We start from the raw sequence: 21,163 nt of genomic DNA on the forward strand, positions 1-21,163 counted from the left end.
CATGGGCGAAAACTGCCAGAAACCAGGACCTAGCGTAACGAAAACTGGCAGTTCCAGCACGCCAAAACCGCAGGTGAGGCGTTGCAATGGATGCGGTCTATAGCCAGCGCCTTACGCGTTGACAGTAGGTTTGGTAGGCCGCGCCGAAGCGCTCTTGCAGTGCTTCTTCCTCCAGTCGGATCTGCACCCGGTCGATGTACAGCAGATACACGACCAGTGCCACGCCGCCAGCCGGATGTCCGAGCTAGGTGGCCCAGCCCGCCAACAGCAAGGCGTTACCGATGTACATCGGGTTGCGCGAATAACGATGCAGTCCGGTTTGCACCAGCGCACTGCATCGTTGCGGCCGACGCGGATCGACCGTGGTGCCGGCGCGACGGAATCGCCATTTCGGCACGACGTTGATCAGCGCGCCGAGCAGCATGATGGCTAGCGCGCACGCGCGCTGCCCGGGCAGCGAGATGCACAATTGCGGCCACGTGAGGGCAGCCGCCCATGCGCCTAGCATGCCGGCAGCGACGCAGACCGGCGGCGGCAAGGGGGACATCGTGGGCCTACAGCTTGCCACGTTGCTCGCGCAGACCGGCCAGTTGGGTGGTCCAGTCAGCCAGACGTGCACGCTCCTGATCGACCACTACTGCTGGTGCGTTCTGCACGAAGGTCGCGTTGCCGAGCTTGCCGTTGCACTTGCCGATCTCGCCTTTCACGCGCTTGATTTCCTTGTCCAGGCGCATGCGTTCGGCATCCATGTCGACCAGGCCTTCCAGCGGCACCAGCAGCGTGAGTTCTCCGACGATGGCGGCGGCAGACGGCGGTGTGTCCTGGCCAGCGTCCAGCCAATCGATGCGTTCCAGCTTGAGCAGGAACGACAGCTGCGAGGCGAAGCGGGCAACGCGCGGTCGTTCGTCGGCAGTGTCGGCCTGCAGCAGCAGGCGCACCTGCTTGGACGGTGGCACGTTCAATTCGCTGCGCACGCGGCGCAGTGCCGACACCATCGACTTGAGCCATTCGACATCAGCTTCGGCGGTGGCATAGCCGCTGGTATCGACATCGCCAACCTGCGGGAAGCGCTGCAATGAAATAGTCGCGGTGGTGATGCCCAAACGCGGCACGACCTGCTGCCACAACTCTTCGGTGACGAACGGGGTGAGCGGGTGCAACAGGCGCAGCAACGACTCCAACACGTACAGCAGCGTGTGGCGGGTGCTGGCGGCCGCGTCGGTGTCCTGGTTGTTGAGCGCCGGCTTGGCCAGTTCCACGAACCAGTCGCAGAACGCGTTCCAGGCGAATTCGTACAGCGACTGCGCGAGCAGGTCGAAGCGATAGTTGGCGTAATGCGCGTGGGTTTCTGCAGTGACCTTGTCCAGGCGCGCAAGAATCCACTTTTCCGCTTCGGTGCGCGGTTGTGGCACGCCGGTGAAGCGGGCGCCTTCGGTGTTCATCAGCACGAAACGCGTGGCGTTCCACAGCTTGTTGCAGAAGTTCTTGTAGCCCTCGGCGCGGCCCAGATCGAACTTGATGTCGCGGCCATGCGTCGCGAGTGCGGCGATGGTGAAGCGCAGCGCGTCGGCACCGTGGGCAATGATGCCGTCCGGGAATTCCTTGCGCGTGGCTTTTTCGATCTTTTCGGCCATGCGCGGCTGCATCAAGCCGTTGGTGCGCTTGGCCACCAGATCCTCGATGCTGATGCCGTCGATGATGTCCAGCGGATCGAGCACGTTGCCCTTGGACTTGGACATCTTCTGGCCCTGCGCATCGCGGATCAGGCCGGTGATATAGACGTCGCGGAACGGCACCTGGCCGGTGAAACTGTCGGTGGCCATGATCATGCGCGCCACCCAGAAGAAGATGATGTCGAAGCCGGTGACCAGCACGCTTGAAGGCAGATAACGCGCGAATCCGCGCTCGGCCATCGCCTGCGAATCCGGCCAGCCCAGCGTGGAGAATGGCCACAGCTGCGAGGAGAACCAGGTTTCCAGCACGTCGCTGTCCTGATGCAGCGCAATCTCCGCACCCAAGCCATGCTTGGCACGCACCTCGGCTTCGTCGTGGCCAACATGGCAATGCCCGGCATCGTCGAACCATGCCGGAATGCGATGGCCCCACCACAGCTGACGGCTGATGCACCAATCCTGGATGTTTTCCATCCAATGGCGATAGGTGTTGATCCAGTTCGGCGGCACGAACTGGATCTGGCCGCTTTCGACCAGTTCCAGCCCGCGCTTTGCCAATGCGTCCATTTTCACGAACCACTGGTCGGTGAGGTAAGGCTCGATCACCTGGCCGGTACGGTCGCCGCGCGGCACCTGCAGTTTGTGCGGTTTGGTTTCCACCAAGATGCTCAGGTCTTCCAGCTCGGACAGCACCAGCTTGCGTGCGTCGTAACGATCAAGACCGATGTACTGCGCCGGAATCTTGTAGGCGAGGTGCTGACCTAAACGCTTGCGCTGAATTTGGTCAAGTTCGCGCCAATCGATGCCAGCGTTGACGAAGGGGGATTCGTCATCTGGGTACTGTTTGCGTGGATCGATGATCTTCGCATCTGCGGTGAAAAGGTTTACTAGCGGAAGATTATGTCGCTCCCCCACCTGGTAATCGTTGAAGTCATGCGCAGGCGTGACCTTGACCACGCCGGTGCCGAAGGCGCGGTCGACATAATCGTCGGTGATCACCGGCACGTGCCGGCCGGTCAGCGGCAGCACGATGCGTGCGGTATGCAGCGTGAGATAACGCGCATCTTCCGGGTGCACCATTACAGCGGTATCGCCCAGCATGGTTTCCGGGCGCGTGGTCGCCACCACCAGATAATCGCGGGTCTCGCGCAGGGTCTCGTTGCCGTCGGCATCGTGCTCGATGTGCTCGTAGGTGACGCCATCGGCCAGCGGATAGCGGATCGACCACAGGAAGCCGTCTTCTTCGACGTTTTCCACTTCCAGATCCGAGATCGCGGTCTTCAGCACCGGGTCCCAGTTGACCAGGCGCTGACCGCGGTAGATCAGGCCTTGCTCGTACCAGCGCACGAACGCTTCGTTGACCGCGGCCGACGGCTGCGGGTCCATTGTGAAGGTGCTGCGCGACCAATCGCTGGAAGTGCCCAGCCGACGCATCTGGCGCTCGATGGTGTCGCCGGATGCGGCCTTCCATTCCCACACTTTGGCAATGAAGCCCTCGCGCCCCAGCGAGTCGCGCGTTTCGCCCTTGCCTTCCAATGCCAGATTGCGCGACACCACCATCTCGGTGGCGATGCCGGCATGGTCGGTGCCCACCTGCCACAAGGTGTCGTACCCGCGCATGCGGTGGTAGCGAACCAACGCATCCATCAATGTCTGCTGAAACGCGTGGCCCATGTGCAGCGTGCCGGTGACATTGGGCGGCGGCAGCAGCACGGTGTACGGCTCACCCGTGTCGGACGGCACGAAGTAACCTGCCGCCTCCCACTGCGCATACAGGCGCGATTCGAAGGAAGAGGGGTCGTAGCTGGAGGCGAGGGTGGTCATAGAGGGGCTGGGATTGGTTATTCGTTATTCGGGATTGGTTGCGTCATGGGGCCGGCGAGCATGACTGGCAACCCACGCATCAATGGCAGCGATGGTGCGGTGGAACGGAGGGTGGCGATTTCGGATGCGTCGTTGGCTGCAGCCTGTGGATGCGCGCAAGCCCGCTGTGACGAATCCCCAATCCCAACTCCCCAATCCCCGCCCCATTCACATGTCGTACTTGGTCAGTTCCAGGCCCAGGGCCTTGTACTGTTTCCAACGCTCGCGCAGCGGTTCGCGGGCGGCCGGGTCGGCGGGCACGACTTCCAGCACGCGGTCGCAGGCGCCCAGGTACGGGTCGTCGCGCAGGTTGATCACCAGCGGGCGCGAGGGGGCGGCGAACTCGGGGGCGGCGATCAGCACCGGGGCCAGCTCGTCTTCCTCGTCGGTGCCGGCGATCTGGTGCGGGACGTAGGCTTCGTCGTCGAACGCCCACAGCAGGTCGTCCAACGCCTCGGCCTGCTCCGCATCGCGGGCCAGGATCAGCGTCGACAGGTTGGCGTTGTTGGCCTTGCGCGCCAGCTCGCACACCAGCCGCAGCGGTTCGTTGAGGAAGCGCGGCTTGGCGATCAGGTAGAAGTCGGCACGGGGCATCAGGCGGTCACAAAGCGAGAGGAGAGCAGGAATTTGGTGGTCATGCCGGCGGCCACGAACAGGGCAGCACAGCCGAGCACGGCCAACAACGGGCCGCCGAATGCACGCAGGCGTTGCCCGGGCGGTAGAGATACACCGGCAGGAACCGCACGGCTGATGCCACGATGCCGATATTCATCCAGGCCGGCCGGCGGCTGTCGGCCGCCAGCCACACAAACAACAGCAACAGCTGCACGACGATCCAGAGCAGGTCGATGCCAGGGCTGGTCCAGCCCGGCACCGCGCTGGCTGCGCCCTTCACGACGGAGAAGCCGGCAATCAGCGCCAGTGCCGCGCGCGGCGACATCAGGCGGCGCGATCCAGCAACCACTGCGTCAGCAGGCCGACCGGGCGGCCGGTGGCCATGCCGCGCTTGCCTTCGTCGCTGGCCACGCCGGCGATGTCCAGATGCGCCCAGCGCTGGTTTTCGGTGAAGCGCGACAGGAAGCACCCGGCAGTGATCGCACCGCCCCAGCGGCCGCCGATGTTGTAGACGTCGGCGAAGGTGGAATCCAGCAGACCCTGGTATTCGTCCCACAGCGGCAGGCGCCAGGCGCGGTCGAACACGTGCTCGCCAGCGGCCAGCAGCTCGTTGGCCAGGTCGTCGTGCTTGCTCATCAGGCCGGCGGTCTGGTGACCCAGCGCCACCATGCAGGCACCGGTCAAGGTGGCCACGTCCACCAGCGCTTCGGGGTTGAAGCGTTCGGCGTAGGTCAGCGCATCGCACAGGATCAGCCGGCCTTCGGCGTCGGTATTGCCGACCTCGATGGTCTTGCCGGACATGCTGGTGATCACGTCCGAGGGGCGATAGGCATTGCCGTCGATGGCGTTTTCCACCGCCGGCACCACCACCACCAGATTGATCGGCAGTTCGGCCTTGACCGTGGCCACGAAGGTGCCGATGACGGTGGCGCCACCGCACATGTCGTACTTCATTTCCTCGATGCCGCCCTGCGTCTTGAGGTTGACGCCGCCGGTGTCGAAGGTGATGCCCTTGCCGACCAGCACGTACGGGCGCGCGTCGCCACCACCGTTCCACTTCAGCACGATCAGGCGCGGGCGATTGGCCGAGCCACGTGCCACCGACAGCAGCGAACCCATGCCCAGCGCTTCCATCTGCGCCTCGTCCAGAATCTCGGCTTCGGCGCCCGGGAACTTGCCGGCGAATGCGGCGGCGGTGTCGGCCAGGTAGGCCGGGGTGCAGTAGTTCGGTGGCAGGTTGCCCAGCTCGCGGGCGAACTCCACGCCTTCGGCGGTGGCCACGCCCACGGCGAGCGCGCGGGCGTCGTCGCCGGCGATCGCCAGGGTGGTCAGGCCGGTCTCGTCGACCTTCTTCTTGCCCAGCGTGGCGGTGTAGCGGTAGGCCGCATGGTCGCTGACGGTGACTGCCTGGCGGATGTTCCAGGCCGCATCGCGGGCCTTGACGGTGAGTTCGGTCAGGGTGAGCAGGGCGGTGCCGACTGCGCCGGTCTTCAGCGCGCGGGTTGCATCACCGATGGCCTTGAGGTACGGCGCCACGCCGAACTTGCCGGCGTCGCCCAGCCCGACCACCAGCACGCGCGGGGCGGCGACGCCGGGCAGGTCGTGCAGCAGGGTGGTGCTGCCGGTCTTGCCGGCCACATCGCCGCGTGCCAACAGGGCGGTCAGACGGCCCTGGCTGGCGCTGTCCAGCGCCTGGGCGGCGGGCGAAAGGGTCTTGTCGGCGAACGCGCCAACCACGATGCAGTCGACAGCAGCGCTTGCCGGCGCGTCTTGGTTCAGGGTGAATTGCAGGGCCATTGATCAGATTCCGTAGGCAAATCCGTACAATCGCGGGCTGTTTACGCCAACCTAACTAGGCTGGCGGCGCCGCGAACGAATTCGAGAGTTTAAAACAAGCCCACCCCATGCCGAAGCTCGATCGATACCTGCTTAGCGATTTCACCCAGAGCTTCCTGGCCACCTTGATTGTGCTGCTGGTCGTCAGCGTCGGCGGTGTGCTGGTCGATATCCTCGGCAATATCGCCGATGGCCGCATCCCGGCGCGCTTGCTGCTGTCGCAGGTGGGGCTGCAATTCGTGGCCTACCTGCCCATCATCCTGCCGCTGGCATTAATGCTGGGCTTGCTGCTGGCACTGGCGCGGCTGTACCGCGATTCAGAAATGGCCGTCATTACCGCCATTGGTGTCGGACCCACGCGCATGTTGCGCCCGCTATTGATGCTGGTGGTACCGGTGGTGGTGGTCATCGGGCTGTGCTCGCTGTGGCTGGGCCCCTGGGCGAGCCGCACCGCCGAAGCGATGCTGGAAGATGCCAACCGCAGCGTGCTGATGGCCGGCCTGGAATCGGGCCAGTTCACGCCGTTGTCCGATGGTGGCGTGGTGTACATGCAGACGATCTCTGCCGACGGCAAGGGCCTGGGCAAGATCTTCCTGCAGCGCCAACAGAACGACCGCATCGATGTGGTCACCGCCGACCGCGGCGCCCTGTTCTTCGAAGGCAAGACCGACCGTTACCTGCACCTGGACGATGGCTACCGTACCGAGGGTCCGGCCGGCGGTGCGACGCTGGACTATCGCTTGATGAAGTTCGCCAGCAGCGACATTGCCTTGCCCGACCGCACCCGCTTGCACGATGCCAACGACCCGGAAGTGATGTGGACCACACAGTTGCTGTCCGACGAGCGGCCCGCCGCACGCGCGCAGCTGCATGAGCGCCTGGCACCGCCGCTGCTGGCGCTGGCGTTTGCAATGCTGACCTTGCCGCTGTCGCGCAGCGCGCCGCGGCAGCAGCGCTACGGACGCATCATGCTGGCGTTCCTGGCCTACATGGTCGGCACCAATCTGATGATCGTCGGCACCCAGTGGATCGCCAACGGCAAGGCCCCGGCCGCGCTGGGCCTGTGGTGGCTGACGCTGCCGCTGCTGGCAGTGGCGGTGTGGGCGTATGCGCGCGATGGCCGCGTGCGTCGGCCGAGGGCGCGCGCATGAAGCTGACGCCGCGGGTCCATGATTGGTATGTCGGCCGGGTGGTGCTGTCCACCGTGCTGCTGACGTGGGCGGTGCTGTTGGGGCTTGACCTGGTCAACGCCTTTGCCAGCGAAGCCAAGGACATTGGTCAGGGCAGTTACACCTTTGGCCATGCGGTGGCTTACGTGGCCTACACCGTGCCGCGCCGGGCCTACACCTTGTTCCCCACTGCAGCGGTGATTGGCGCGCTGATGGGCCTGGGCCAGTTGGCCGCCACCTCCGAGCTGACCGCGCTGCGCGCGTTGGGCGTGTCGCGCAAACGCATGTCCGCCTCGGTAGTCGCAGCGATGGCGCTGCTGACCGCCAGCATGGTGATCAGTGGCGAAACCATCGGGCCGTGGGCACAGAACCAGGCGGACACGCTCAAGGCCAGTGCCCGCTACAACAGCGATATGGCCGCTTCGCTCTATGCCGGCCTGTGGGCACGTGAGGGCGACACCTTTCTTAACGCCTTGAGTGGTGAAGAGAAGTTGCTCGACGGCGGCGATACCGCACTGGATCTGCACGATGTGCGGCTGTATCACCTCGACTCCAGCGGCAGAATGCAGCAGCTGACCTATGCGTCGGTGGCCGAACATCGCGATGGCCGTTGGACTCTGCGCCAGGTACGTCGCGACACCTTCCAGGAACGCTCGGTGCAGCGCGAAACCTTCCCCGAGTTGCCGTGGCAATCGCAACTGAATCCGGCAGCGCTGGCCGCTGGCCTCGCCAAGCCGCGCAATCTGTCCGCTCATGATCTGGAGCAGAGCATCGAATACCGCAGCCGCAATGGATTGGATGCGCGCGATTACGAAGATCAGTACTGGAGCCGTTGGTTCTATCCGCTCAACGTGCTGGCGCTGTGCATGGCGGCAATCCCGTTCTCGTTCGGTTCGCTGCGGAGCGGCGGCTTGGGCAAGCGTCTGTTCCTGGGCATCCTGTTCGCGCTGGGCTTCTGGCTGCTGCAGCTGTTTTTCGGCCGCATGGCCGGCGCGCTCAAGCTCGATTACCGCATCGCCTATGCGCTACCGCCGATGGTGATGCTGGGTGTATCGGCGTGGTTGTTCCGCAGGCGTAGTAGCTGACCGCATGCGGCGGGTGAGCATGGTGGGAGTGGCGCTCTGCCTGCTGTATCTGGCGGCGACTGCGTTTTGCGTGTGGGGAGCGCTTAGTGCACAGGGCGATCCCAAGGGCTAATTCGTTTTTCTGCAACTGCCGCTGACGCCTCAGATGATCGCGCTGGATGCTCTCCACGCGTATGCCTGGTTAACCAACATGCCTTGGGCGACAACTTATGTTTTGTTGATTCCGCCATTTTTAGCGGTGCTGTATGCGTTTGGGCATGCAGTTCAGTGGTTGATTGCGCGCCTTTTGTTGGGCGCTCAATAAGCCGCAGCCTGGCTGGGTCGCCGCCGCCAGTCCCGTCGCACTCCAGGTGCAGTTCGCATGCATCGAACAAGCGGGATCGGCGAGATGCGGGTTGTGGACTGCCGACCTGATCACTTCAATGTCTTGGCACTGCGCTGCAGCCGGGTCCCACTTGCACGGTCGTGCCAGGTCAGCCGGTCGCGATCCAGCCACGCCCACCAGAATCCTAGCCCGCCCAGCGCCAGCGACAAGGTGCCGACGGCATAGCGTATCCACAGCGCACGCCATGAGGCCTGTGGACCGATCAAGCGCAGCCGCCACGGGCGCATGCCCAGCGTCTGTCCGCCGCGGCGCCAGCTCGCGGTGGCGTAGATGCCTGCGGTGATCCAGCAGCACAGCCACAACAGCCATTGCCAGCCGCTGAAGGGTGCGATGTTTTCGCGTGCTGGGTGCCCGGCGAGCGTAAAGCCCAGCGTGAATACAGTGGAGATCAGCATCGACAGCGCCAGCACTGGCAAGGCGTCGTAGCACAGCGCCAGCAGCCGCCAGCCCACCAGTGCAGGGGTGCGTGCAATGCGCGGCGAAGAGAGCGAAGTCATGGCGCGAGCATAACGGTCGCCAGTCACTGTGCAACGCCGCGCTGCGGTCGCTGCGCTTTGGCATTTGCCCGCGCTGACGCATTCGCTGCGTCGCTCCGGGCAATCGGGCGCAAGCCCACGCCCGGCGGCTCCTTGTCGTGGCATCAATACGGTGGGTGGGCCGCCGCATTCCCGGTAGACCATTCGTGTTTGCGTCTTGTCTGCCTGATCGCACCGCCTCACACGCACGCGTACGTCCCTTCCGCTGCGCACGTCGTGCGAGGCACGCACAAAGAGGCACGCAAAGAGCCCCTGCGTGCGGATGGCGTGGCCTGGTCACACATCACAACGCTGTGCAGCGTAAGCCAGTGTGCCTAAGCATGCCGCATACCGGCGATCTGCAACGCGTTGTCTCGCAACGCGCGCGCCACGTTCTATGCTGTTGCGATGTCTGCCAGCAGTCCTGCCGAACGCCGCCAACTCGCCCAGCAGCTACCGCCGCTGCAGGCGGCCGATGCCGGTGTGATCGAGCGTTTCCTCGACCGGTTTTGGGCCGAGCAAGGCGTGGCGCGGCAGACGCTGGAGAGCTACCGGCGCGATCTGGAAGGGTTGGCGCGCTGGCGCGCCGGCGCCGGCGGCGGTTTGCTCGGCATCGACCGCGTGGCATTGTTCGACTATCTGCGGTGGCGTGCCCAGGCCAATTACTCCCCGCGCAGCACGGCGCGGCTGCTGTCGACCTTGCGTGCGTTCTACGGCTGGTGCCTGCGCGATGGCGTGCGCAGCGACGACCCGACAGCGCTGATCGACCCGCCACAGCTGCCGCGCTCGCTGCCCAAAGCGTTGACTGAAAGTCAGATCGAGGCGCTGCTGGCCGCCCCCGAGGTGGATACTCCTGCGGGCCTGCGCGACCGCGCCATGCTGGAGCTGATGTACGCCGCGGGCCTGCGTGTGAGCGAGCTGGTCAACCTGCCGGCAGTCGGGGTGAATCTGCGCCAGGGCGTGTTGCGGGTCACCGGCAAGGGCAGCAAGGACCGGCTGGTGCCGCTGGGCGAGGAATCCCAGCATTGGTTGGAACGTTACCTGCGCGAGGCGCGCCCGCTGCTGGCCGCGAACAAGCCGGTGGCGGCGGTGGATGGCCAGGTGCCGTTATTCATCGACGCCGCCCGCCAAGCGCTCAGTCGTCAGCACTTCTGGGCGTTGGTCAAACGCTACGCAGCGGTGGCCGGCATCGACCCGGCGATGGTCAGCCCACATGGGCTGCGCCACAGCTTTGCCACCCATTTGCTCAACCACGGCGCCGACCTGCGCGCGCTGCAGATGCTGTTGGGCCACAGCTCGTTGTCGACCACCCAGATCTATACGCTGGTGGCGCGCCAGCATCTGCAGAAGCTGCACGCCAGCCATCATCCGCGTGGTTAGTCCGCGCGGCGTTTGACCAGTCGCGTGTGGGCGCACTGCTGATGCGCTGAGGGCCCGGCTGGGAAATACGTGCCCGGTCAAATCAAGCGGCCAGCGGCAGCTCGAACAACGCTTGACGGAGTTTGCGATGCAGCATCAGCCGCGCTCGACCGGGAGCGTGGCCTCCTCGTGCCATACATCACGCCAGCGGTCAGGGCAGAGTGGCGGGGGGGGGGNNNNACCCGCACTGTAAAGCGCCGGAGCGAGCAGGATTGGACGATTAGGAAATTTCAGGACGTTCTGTGCTGCCAACGTGCAGACCTGCCGCCAGAGCCGCGAAACCGCGCTGTGCATCGCGTCTGTCCCATCGCCGCAGCAGTTGTTCGCTTGCCGTGTTGCCAAATGTCGCGGCCGCTGCCGGGCTTCATCTGCGCTGTGCAAGAATGCCGGCACCTCATTCCATCTGGATGCGTGAATGTATCGTCTTGCCATCGCCGCGCTGCTGGGCGCGATCAGCCTTACCGCCTGCGCACAATCGTCGCAGCCTGCGGCAAGCACTGTCGGCGCCAAGCCCGCCGCCGCGCCCGCCGCCGCCGGCAACGTGGATCAGCGCGTGAGCACGGCGCTCAAGGCGCTGGACCCGGATTTCAAGCCTGACTACCTCGGTGCTGCACCATTCCCCGGCTTCCGCGAAGTGGTCGTCGGTGGGCAGGTGCTGTACGTCAGCGATGACGGCCGTTACCTGATCCAGGCGCAGCCGTTCGACATCCAGAACAAGCAATTCGCCGCCAGCCCGGGCCTGCTGGCCTACCGCCGCAAGCAGCTGGACACTGTGCCCAAAGCCGACCGCATCGTCTTTGCGCCGGCAAACCCGAAGTACACCGTCACCGTCTTTACCGACGTGGAATGTGGCTACTGCCGCAAGCTGCACAGCGAGATCGGCGAGCTCAACAAGCAGGGCATCGCGGTGGAATACCTCGCGTTCCCGCGCATGGGCCTGGGCAGCCAGGACCACAAGGAAATGATCGCGGTGTGGTGCGCTGCCGATCGCAAGCAAGCGCTGACGGCCGCCAAGTCCGGTCAGCCGGTGGCTTCCAAGGACTGCAAGAACCCGGTGTCGATGGAATACACCCTGGGCCAGCGCCTGGGTGTCAACGGTACGCCGGCGATCTTTGCGCCAGACGGCACGCAGCTTGGTGGCTACCTGCCGCCAGCGCAGCTGCGTGAGGCGCTGGAAAAGCGCGCCGTCGCCACGGCCGGCGGCAGCCGCTGATCCACGGCGGAGCGGCGGTGTGATGCCGCTTGGCGGGTCACATCGGTGGCCGGCGCGATCGAACGGAAGGCTGGAATGCAGATGCATTCCGGCCTTCTGCGTTTTTTGGGGCAGGCTGGAGGGATCGGGGGCCTGAACCTGGTAGTTCGCGCCCAACTGCCAGCCAGCCCGCGGGCTGGCTGGACAGAAACCAATAGCCAATAGCCAATGCGTCGACATGTAGCCTCGTAGCCCGCGAGTCAGCCAGCCACGGTCACCCGTGCCGCGCAGGGCTGGATTTGGCCCCGCCACACGGCCGCATCACCCCACGCATTGCCCGCCTGCGCCCGCGCAGTCCGGCGTCGATCCATCAGCTCCGTTACAATCTGCAGCCCCGTTTCTGACACGGTTCCTCGGACATGATGGTCCTCGAGGGCGCTTCCGCCCTTTCGCCGTTCCGCCGCGCTCGGCTCGAAACCCGCCTGCAAACCCTCGTCCCCGCGCTGCGTATCACCGGCGTCTGGCACGTGTACTTCATCCGCGCCGAGGCCGGGCAATCGCCCGACCAGGCCACCTTGCGGCGGATTCTGCAGGCCAATGCTGCGCCCGCCGTGCGCGATGCGGATGCCGCTTCGCGCTATGTGGTGCCGCGGTTGGGCACGCTGTCGCCGTGGTCGAGCAAGGCCACCGAGCTGGTGCGTGGCGCCGGGCAGCCGATCCAGCGCGTGGAGCGCGGCACCCGCATCGATCTGGCCGGCTGGCCGGACGACGCGGTCGCGCAGGCCGCCGTGGCCAAGCTGCTGCACGACCCGATGACGCAATCGCTGCTCGGTTCGGCTGCTGCGGCCGAGGCGCTGTTCAATGTGCCCGCCCCGGGCCAGTTGCAGCGCGTGCCGCTGGATGGGCTGGAGCAGGCCAACCGCGACCTGGGACTGGCGCTGGCGCAGGACGAGATCGACTACCTGCGCGAACGTTTCGCCGCGCTGGGCCGCGACCCGGCCGATGTCGAGCTGATGATGTTTGCGCAGGCCAACTCCGAGCACTGCCGGCACAAGATCTTCAACGCCAGCTGGACCATCGACGGCAAGCCGCAGGAGCGCTCGCTGTTCCGCATGATCAAGCACACCCACCAGCAGACCCCGCAGCACACCTTGTCGGCCTACAGCGACAACGCCGCGGTGGTGGAAGGCGTGCCAGCCGCGCGCTATCGCCCGGATCCGGCCAGTGGCCAATACCGCAGGGAAGCGGTGCTGCCGTCGGCCTTTGCGATCAAGGTGGAAACGCATAACCACCCGACCGCGATCGCACCGTTCCCCGGCGCGGCCACCGGTGCGGGCGGCGAAATTCGCGACGAAGGCGCCACGGGCCGCGGTGGCAAGCCCAAGGCCGGCCTGACCGGGTTTTCGGTCTCGCACCTGCGCATTCCGACCCTGCCGCAACCGTGGGAAGCGCCGCGCGCACTGAACCCGCGCATGGCACCCGCGCTGGACATCATGCTCGACGGCCCGCTGGGCGGTGCCGCGTTCAACAACGAATTCGGCCGGCCGAACCTGCTCGGCTATTTCCGCAGTTTCGAGCTCGCCGAAGGCCCGGGCCTGACCCGCGCCTACGACAAACCGATCATGCTGGCCGGTGGCCTGGGCGCGATCGATCGCAATCAGGTCGAAAAGCTGCGCCTGCAGCCGGGCGATGCGGTGATCGTGCTGGGCGGCCCGGCGATGCTGATCGGCCTGGGCGGCGGCGCGGCCAGTTCAGTGGCCGCAGGCGACAGTGCCGAAGCGCTGGATTTTGCCAGCGTGCAGCGCGAAAACCCTGAAATGGAGCGCCGCTGCCAGGAGGTCATCGACCACTGCGTGGCGCTGGGTGTGGACAACCCGATCCGCTGGTTCCATGACGTGGGCGCGGGCGGGCTGTCCAACGCCATTCCCGAGCTGCTGCACGATTCGGGCGTGGGCGGCATCATCGATTTGGGCCGTGTGCTCAGCGACGATCCGTCGCTGTCGCCGCTGGAACTGTGGTGCAACGAATCGCAGGAACGCTACGTGCTCGGCGTGCCGCAGGCGCGCCTGGAGGAATTCGCCGCCATCTGCGCCCGCGAGCGCTGCCCGTTCGCCGCGGTCGGCGTGGCCACGACGGAGGAGCGGCTGGTGGTTGGCTATGGAGTCTTCGACTCCGGGATTGGAGATTCGGGATTCGGGATGCGCAACGGCGCACTCTCGGGTGCTGAAAGCGCTCCTGCTTCTCCCCGCTCCCCACTCCCCACTCCCCACTCCCAGCTTCCAATCGATCTGCCGATGGATGTCCTGTTCGGCAAGGCGCCGAAGATGCATCGCGATGCAGTGCATCCGGCCGCGCCGCAGTGGCCGGTGCTGCAGACCGCGTCGCTGGATCTGCAGCAGGCTGGCTTGCGCGTGTTGGCGCATCCCACCGTGGCGTCCAAGAGCTTTCTGGTCACCATCGGCGACCGCAGCGTGGGCGGCTTGACTGCGCGCGAGCAGATGATCGGGCCGTGGCAGCTGCCGCTGGCCGATTGCGCGATCACCATGGCCGGTTTCGACACCTTCGAAGGCGAAGCGATGTCGATCGGCGAGCGCACTCCGTTGGCGCTGTTGAACGCGGCCGCGTCCGCACGCATGGCCGTGGGCGAAGCGATCACCAACCTGTGCGCTGCACCGATGCATCGGCTGGACAGCATCAAGCTCTCGGCCAACTGGATGGCCGCCGCCGGCCATGCCGGTGAAGACGCGCTGTTGTACGACGCCGTGCGCGCGGTCGGCATGGAGCTTTGCCCGGCACTCGAACTGAGCGTGCCGGTGGGCAAGGATTCGCTGTCGATGCAGGCGCAGTGGGTTGAAGCCGGCATTGGTGATTCGGCATTCGGCATTGGCAAAACACCGGAGTCCTCCGCTGTTGCGAATCCCCGATCTCCGCTGCCCACTCCCGTCGCTCACAAGAGCGTTTCACCGGTCTCGCTGATCATCAGTGCGTTCGCCCCAGTCGGCGATGTGCGCACGCAGCTGACGCCGTTGTTGCGCAGCGATGAAGAGAGCGAGCTGTGGTTGATCGGCTTGGGTGGCGGCAAGCAGCGGCTGGGCGGGTCGGTGCTGGCGCAGGTGTATGCCAATGACGCGGCATTGCCGGCATTCGGCGGCGATGTGCCGGATCTGGACGATGCGCAGCGTCTGCGCAGTTTCTTCGAGCTGATCCGCGACGCGCGCGACAGCGGGCTGTTGCTGGCGTACCACGATCGCAGCGATGGCGGTGCGTTTGCCGCGTTGTGCGAGATGGCGTTCGCGTCGCGGCAGGGCCTGGATATCACGCTGGATGCGTGGGGCGACGATGCGTTCCGCAGCCTGTTCAACGAAGAATTGGGCGCCGTGGTGCAGATCGCCAGCGAAGACCGTGCCGCGTTCGCCGATCTGGTCGAACGCCACGCATTGACCGAATGCGCGCAGCGCATTGCACGCCCCACCGGCACGCCGCGCATTCGCGTGAGCGGGCAGGGCCGCGTGTTGGCCGAGTGGCGCTGGGAAGAGTTGTTCGATGCATGGTGGTCGGTGACCCATGCCATGCAGAAGCTGCGCGACAACCCCGACAGCGCCGACGAAGAGCGCGCGCTGGCGCGTGATTTCAAGGCGCCGGGCCTGCGTCCGAAGCTGGTGTTCAACCCCTCCGACGATGTGGCGGCGCCGTTCGTGGCCACAGGTGCCCGGCCCACGGTGGCGATCTTGCGCGAGCAGGGCGTCAACGGGCAGATCGAAATGGCCTATAACTTCGAGCGTGCCGGTTTCCGTGCCTACGACGTGCACATGAGCGACCTGATCGAAGGCCGCGTGGATCTGAGCGAATTCGTCGGCTTCGCGGCCTGTGGCGGTTTCAGCTACGGCGACGTGCTGGGTGCCGGCCGCGGCTGGGCGACTTCGATCCTGGAGCGCTCGGCGCTGCGCGATGCGTTTGCCGCGTTCTTTGCCCGTAGCGATACGTTCGCGCTGGGCGTGTGCAATGGCTGTCAGATGCTCAGTCAGCTCAAGGACATCATTCCCGGCGCCGAGCATTGGCCGCGCTTCTTGCGCAACCGTAGCGAGCAGTTCGAAGCGCGCACTGCGCTCCTGGAAGTGGTGGAGTCGCCGTCGATCTTCCTGCGCGGCATGGCCGGCTCGCGGATTCCGGTGGCGGTGGCGCATGGCGAAGGCCGCGCGGAATTCGATACTGCCGTGGACCAGGCCGCTGCACGCGTGGCATTGCGTTACATCGATGGCAACGGCGCGGTGGCGTCGCAGTACCCGCTCAATCCGAACGGCTCGCCCGACGGCATCACCGGGCTGACCAGCAGCGACGGCCGCGTCACGATCCTGATGCCCCATCCCGAGCGCACGCCGCGCAGCGCAAATTTGAGCTGGTATCCGGCCGACTGGGGCGACGACTCGCCGTGGATGCGGATGTTCCGCAATGCGCGGGTGTGGTGCGGTTGATGGCGTGCGGCTGATCTGCAGCCGCTGATGCCTCACTCGACGGCCGTGTGCAGGGATGCACGCGGCCGTTGTCGTTTTGGCAGAGTGCGCTTTGCCTGTAGGTGCGGGGCGGTAGAAGCTTCTCCGCGTGTTGCGGTACTCGCGGATTCTCAAGCAAATTGACCACGATGGTTTTTAAAGCGCAACGGTGTTCGCAGGTGTCGCCATCGCCGGCTTGTTGCGCGTGGAGATGCAAGGCATGCAGCACTGCGTAGCTGATGTGGACTGCCTACGAGCGCGAGCCGGGGCAGTTCGACGTCCTCGGCAAAAACTGTCTTGGTGCCGATGCATCCATGCGTCACGGCATTAGCCAGACGAGGCACTTCATCACACTGCGTGCCGCCACCGAGGCCCCTCACAGTGGAGGGCCTCGCCATGGAAGCGGCCAGCCTGTTGGTGCGCCAATGATCCGAAGCTCGGCACCGCTGTCCCGCAGCATCGTCATTTCCTTGGCGCGAGACAGGGCGTGCTCCACGCGATAGATGGCGGTGTGTTACCCGTGCGACACGTTGGCACACAAACAGCCCGCCACCCATGCCTTATTTGCGCAATCAAGTCTGCAGGTGTCCCGTGAACGGGAATTTTTGTCTTTTCCTTTTCTGCCTATTCAGCCCTGAAATGTCTCTACGGACATGGCCTAGGTTGCTGTTTTACAAGGATTTATCAAAAAATCTAATAAAGGCAGCCAGAACTGTGATGAAAAATGCACTTCTCTTTGTTTAATGTCAAAAACTTGACGCCTGAAATGATGGTGGTTAACACTTTGCTCAGCTCTATGGTTGGGTGGCGTTCACTTTTCGACCAACCAAGGAGCAGGCGCAAGCCGTCCCGCCGCAAGGCCCATAGCGCGCATCACCGTGGTGAGTCGCAGGCTGTAAAGCCTTTCGCTGCGTGGTGTTCGCCAAAAATCAGTCCAACAACTCAGGAATCGTGCGCCGATGAATCAGATTTATCGCAAGGTCTGGAACAAATCGCTTGGTGTGTGGGCCGTCGCCTCGGAACTGTCTAGTGGTGACAGCCCCGGAGCCGTTGCGTCAGCCTCGTTCATCGATCGCCGTCATCGCCTGGCACTGACTGCCGCCATCGCTCTGGCGCTGGGTGGCGCCGGATTCGCCACGCCGCTTCCCGCCAATGCGCAATCGGTGGAAGTGGGCCGCGGCGCATCGGCACCGGCCAGCAAGGCCACCGCCATCGGCGCCAATAGCCATGCCAGCGCAACCGGCGCAGTGGCCACCGGCGCCGACAGCAGCGCCAGTGGCGTCAACAGCAGTGCGATTGGCCGCCCGACCAATGCGATCGGCGAAAACGCCCTAGCCATCGGCCACAACAGCTTCGTGCGCCAGAGCGGCGAAAACGGCGTGGCACCTGGTGCCAATGCCGGCGTGAGCGGCGCAAACTCGCGCACCTACGAAGACGACGTGGTGTCCATCGGTAGTGGCAACGGCCGCGGTGGCCCGGCCACGCGCCGCATCACCGATGTCACTGCCGGCGTCAATGCCACCGATGCGGTCAACGTGGCGCAGCTGCGCCACGTGGCCGATGTTGCTGAAAACACCGCGCAGTTCTTCAAGGCGAGCCCGGGCGAAGAGAGCGTAGGCGCCTATGTCGAAGGCGATAGCGCACTGGCTGCAGGCGAGGGCGCCAATGCCGTCGGCACGGCGACCACAGCGTTGGGAACCGGCGCCAATGCGGTGGCCGAGAACGCTACTGCGGTCGGCACCAATGCGCTGGCGTCCGGGCAGAACAGCGCAGCCTTCGGCCATAACGCGCAGGCCAATGGCCCGGCCAGCGTGGCCGTGGGCGGCGCTGCAGTGAATGAAGATGGCGAGCCGTTGATCACCAATGGCGGCGTGCCGGTCACCACCGGCGCTACCAGCGCCGGCGTCGGCGGAACCGCAGTTGGCGCCAGCGCCAAGGCCGATGGCTTTGCGGCATCGTCGTTCGGCGTGGGTGCGTATGCGGCCGGTGCGCAGGCCTCTGCTTTCGGTGCGGTCGCCAATGCGGCGGGCGATTACGCCACTGCGGTTGGCACGCAAACCCGCGCCAGCGGCACCAGCAGCACTGCCGTCGGCGGTCCGGTGGATCTGATTCCTGGTCTGGGCCTCTTCGTGCAGACCCAGGCCAGTGGCGAAGCCTCCACTGCACTTGGCGCCGGCGCGATTGCGTCGGGTACCTACGCCACCGCGGTCGGCACGCTGAGCGAAGCCTCCGGCACCGAAGCCACCGCGGTGGGCTACTTCGCGTATGCGCCGGGCGAAGGCGCAACCGCCGTGGGCCCGCAATCCTTGGCCAGTGGTGAACTGAGCACGGCGCTGGGGTATTTCAGCACCGCACGTGGCGCCAATTCGGTTGCGTTGGGCGCCAACTCGGTCGCCACGCGCGCCAATACCGTGTCGGTCGGCGCAGCCGGTAACGAGCGTCAGATCACCAATGTAGCGGCCGGTACGCAAGGTACCGACGCGGTGAATCTGAATCAGCTCAACGCCGTTGCCGAAACCGCGCAAACCACCGGCAAGTACTTCAAGGCCAGTGGCAGCGCCAAAAAAGATGTCGGTGCCTATGTCGAGGGCGAAAACGCATTGGCTGCAGGCGAGGGCGCCAAGGCCGTCGGTACCGGCACCACCGCGTTGGGTGCGGGCGCGCATGCCGTGGTCCGCAAAGCCACGGCAGTGGGCGTCGGCGCAGTGGCTGACGGCATCGGCGCGGCAGCGCTCGGTAACACCGCGCGGGCACTGGGCGACAACAGCAGCGCGGTCGGCAGCAACGCAGTGGCCAGCGATATCGGCGCCACGGCGAATGGTGCGGGCGCGCAGGCGCTTTCGGCCTACACCATCGCACTCGGCAGCAAAGCGGTCGCGTCCGACCTTCATGCCATTGCTGAGGGTTTCAACAGTACCGCCTCCAATGTCGGCAGTACCGCCTTAGGTGGCTTCAGCCAATCCAACGGTCGCTTGTCGTCGGCGCTGGGCTACAGCGCGGTGGCGTCGAGCGATTACAGCACCGCCGTCGGTTTGGCGGCGCAGGCCTCCGGTGCCAGCGCGGTCGCCATTGGCGAAATCAGCAAAGCCACCGGCGAAGAGAGCGTGGCCGTCGGCGGCAGCGCGTTCTCCGGCTGGATCCCGACACAAGCGTCCGGCAAGGGCGCAGCGGCCTTCGGTGCCGGTGCTTGGGCCACTGCGGACTACACCACCGCCATCGGCCGGGATTCCTATGCCGACGGCGTCAATGCCACTGCGGTGGGCCAGAGCGCAGCCGCGCTAGCCGACAACACGCTGGCCTTGGGTGGCGGTAGCCGCGCCAAGGCGGTGGGCGCCAGTCTGATCGGTGTGGATGCATCGGCCACCGGCATCAACAGCACCGGCGTCGGTCGTCAGGTCAACGTCATCGGCGAAAATGCGGTGTCGGTGGGCTACAACTCGTACGTGCGCCAGAGCGCAGTCAACGGCGTGGCACTGGGTGCCAATGCCGGTGCAACCGGTGCCGATTCGGTGGCATTGGGCTCGGGCTCGAGCACCTACGATGCCGATACGGTGTCGGTGGGCAGCGGCAACGGTCGCGGTGGCCCGGCCACGCGCCGTATCGTCAATGTGGGCGCCGGCGCGGTTGCCAGTGCCAGCACCGATGCGATCAACGGCGGCCAGTTGTTCGAGTCGTTGAGCAATGCAGCCAGCTTCCTCGGCGGCGGTGCGGCGATCGGTGCGCAGGGTGTGTTCGTGGCGCCGACCTATTTGATCCAGGGTGCAAGCTACAACAACGTCGGTGCGGCATTGACTGCGTTGGACAGCAAGGTCACCGAACTGGACGCACGCAGTGGTGGCACTCCCGCCAACACCGCAGCACGCACCGCGTCGCTGCGCACCGCAACAGTACCGGCAATGGCGGCGACTGCGGTCAGCGCTGTGTCCAGCAACGTCGCAAGCACTGCGATCGATGCAACGGCCGGTGTGCAGGGCACACCCACCGCCGCCGTGGTCGGCAGCATCACGCCGGCAGCCACCTCCACGGCGGTCGGTACGGCAGCAGTGGCCAACAACGTCACCGGCACGGCGATTGGTGGCAGCGCGTATGCGCATGGCGCCAACGACACCGCAATCGGCAGCAATGCACGCGTCAATGCCGACGGCAGCACGGCGGTAGGTGCCAATACGCAGATCGCGGCCGTGGCCACCAATGCCGTGGCCATGGGCGATGGCGCGCAAGTGACCGCCGCGTCCGGCACCGCGATCGGCCAGGGCGCACGTGCCACTGCACAAGGTGCTGTCGCACTGGGTCAGGGCTCGGTTGCCGATCGTGCCAATACGGTGTCGGTGGGAAGCGTCGGCGGCGAGCGTCAGGTAGCCAATGTGGCCGCCGGTACGCGTGCCACCGATGCGGTCAACAAGGGCCAGTTGGACAACGGCGTTGCCGCCGCCAATAGCTACACCGACAGCCGCTACAATGCGATGGCAGACAGCTTCGAAAGCTATCAGGGCGATATCGAAGATCGTCTGCGCCGTCAGAACCGGCGTCTGGACCGCCAGGGTGCGATGAGCTCGGCGATGTTGAACATGTCCGCCAGCGTGGCCGGTATCGCTTCGCCGAACCGCATCGGTGCCGGTGTCGGTTTCCAGAACGGCGAATCCGCATTGTCGGTGGGCTACCAGCGCGCCATCAGCCCGCGCGCCACGGTCACCGTGGGCGGCGCGCTCAGTAGTGGCGACAGCTCGATTGGCGTGGGTGCCGGTTTCGGCTGGTAAGCGTAATTGCATCAACGCGGCGGCGCCAGGTGCGCCGTCGCGATGTGTAAAGCCTGAGGGAGCGGGCAAGGACCGTGGCTGGGCCGGCCAACGGATTCGCATGGAGTGATGGCTGTACCAGGGGTGGCCGGCAAGGACGCAGCGCACGGCACCGCGGGACGCAG

12 protein-coding genes and 1 pseudogene are annotated in these 21,163 nt (G+C 65.5%); 7 read left to right on the forward strand and 6 right to left on the reverse strand.

Features of this window, described 5'->3' with window-relative positions:
• Positions 1–244: 244 nt before the first annotated feature.
• The 5 genes from WJW29_RS11660 to WJW29_RS11680 form a co-directional block, all read right to left on the reverse strand.
• The gene (locus WJW29_RS11660; RefSeq protein ID WP_113084415.1) at positions 245–547 is read right to left on the reverse strand and encodes a methyltransferase; all 303 of its coding nucleotides are present in this window, start codon (positions 545–547) and stop codon (positions 245–247) included.
• Positions 548–554: 7 nt separating this feature from the next.
• Positions 555–3,497, reverse strand: coding sequence for a valine--tRNA ligase (locus tag WJW29_RS11665; RefSeq protein WP_011257710.1), 2,943 nt, complete (start codon positions 3,495–3,497; stop codon positions 555–557).
• 207 nt (positions 3,498–3,704) lie between these two features.
• Entirely contained in the window at positions 3,705–4,130 is a 426-nt protein-coding gene (locus tag WJW29_RS11670) for a DNA polymerase III subunit chi (protein ID WP_011257711.1), read from the reverse strand.
• Between the two features lie 40 nt (positions 4,131–4,170).
• The gene (locus WJW29_RS11675; protein ID WP_011257712.1) at positions 4,171–4,476 is read right to left on the reverse strand and encodes a hypothetical protein; all 306 of its coding nucleotides are present in this window, start codon (positions 4,474–4,476) and stop codon (positions 4,171–4,173) included.
• Entirely contained in the window at positions 4,476–5,948 is a 1,473-nt protein-coding gene (locus tag WJW29_RS11680; protein ID WP_011257713.1) for a leucyl aminopeptidase, read from the reverse strand. The genes WJW29_RS11675 and WJW29_RS11680 overlap by 1 nt, the downstream gene beginning before the upstream one ends.
• Before the next feature lie 107 nt (positions 5,949–6,055).
• Between WJW29_RS11680 and lptF the strand changes: the two genes are divergently transcribed.
• The 3 genes and pseudogenes from lptF (at position 6,056) to WJW29_RS11695 (ending at position 8,545) form a co-directional block, all read left to right on the forward strand.
• Positions 6,056–7,138, forward strand: coding sequence for an LPS export ABC transporter permease LptF (lptF, locus tag WJW29_RS11685; protein ID WP_011407634.1), 1,083 nt, complete (start codon positions 6,056–6,058; stop codon positions 7,136–7,138).
• Positions 7,135–8,241, forward strand: coding sequence for an LPS export ABC transporter permease LptG (gene lptG / locus WJW29_RS11690; protein WP_011407635.1), 1,107 nt, complete (start codon positions 7,135–7,137; stop codon positions 8,239–8,241). Before lptF ends, lptG begins: the two co-directional genes overlap by 4 nt.
• Positions 8,242–8,245: 4 nt before the next feature.
• Positions 8,246–8,545 (forward strand): annotated as a pseudogene (locus WJW29_RS11695) (hypothetical protein).
• Positions 8,546–8,655: 110 nt separating this feature from the next.
• Here WJW29_RS11695 and WJW29_RS11700 read toward each other — a convergent pair.
• The gene (locus WJW29_RS11700; RefSeq protein WP_011257716.1) at positions 8,656–9,123 is read right to left on the reverse strand and encodes an RDD family protein; all 468 of its coding nucleotides are present in this window, start codon (positions 9,121–9,123) and stop codon (positions 8,656–8,658) included.
• Positions 9,124–9,549: 426 nt separating this feature from the next.
• Here WJW29_RS11700 and xerD point away from each other — a divergent pair, with 426 nt between their 5' ends.
• The 4 genes from xerD (at position 9,550) to WJW29_RS11720 (ending at position 20,999) form a co-directional block, all read left to right on the forward strand.
• Positions 9,550–10,521: a site-specific tyrosine recombinase XerD gene (gene xerD / locus WJW29_RS11705; RefSeq protein ID WP_011257717.1), complete on the forward strand. Its 972-nt coding sequence runs from the start codon at positions 9,550–9,552 to the stop codon at positions 10,519–10,521.
• A 454-nt stretch (positions 10,522–10,975) separates the two neighbouring features.
• A complete protein-coding gene (locus WJW29_RS11710; RefSeq protein WP_011257718.1) occupies positions 10,976–11,773 on the forward strand; it encodes a DsbC family protein in 798 nt (265 codons plus the stop codon).
• Positions 11,774–12,171: 398 nt separating this feature from the next.
• Complete coding sequence (gene purL / locus WJW29_RS11715; protein WP_011257719.1) at positions 12,172–16,224, forward strand: phosphoribosylformylglycinamidine synthase; 4,053 nt, start codon at positions 12,172–12,174, stop codon at positions 16,222–16,224.
• Between the two features lie 977 nt (positions 16,225–17,201).
• A complete protein-coding gene (locus WJW29_RS11720; protein WP_011257720.1) occupies positions 17,202–20,999 on the forward strand; it encodes an ESPR-type extended signal peptide-containing protein in 3,798 nt (1,265 codons plus the stop codon).
• The last annotated feature ends 164 nt before the right edge of the window (positions 21,000–21,163 follow it).

It is taken from the genome of Xanthomonas sp. JL1, from assembly GCF_038405005.1.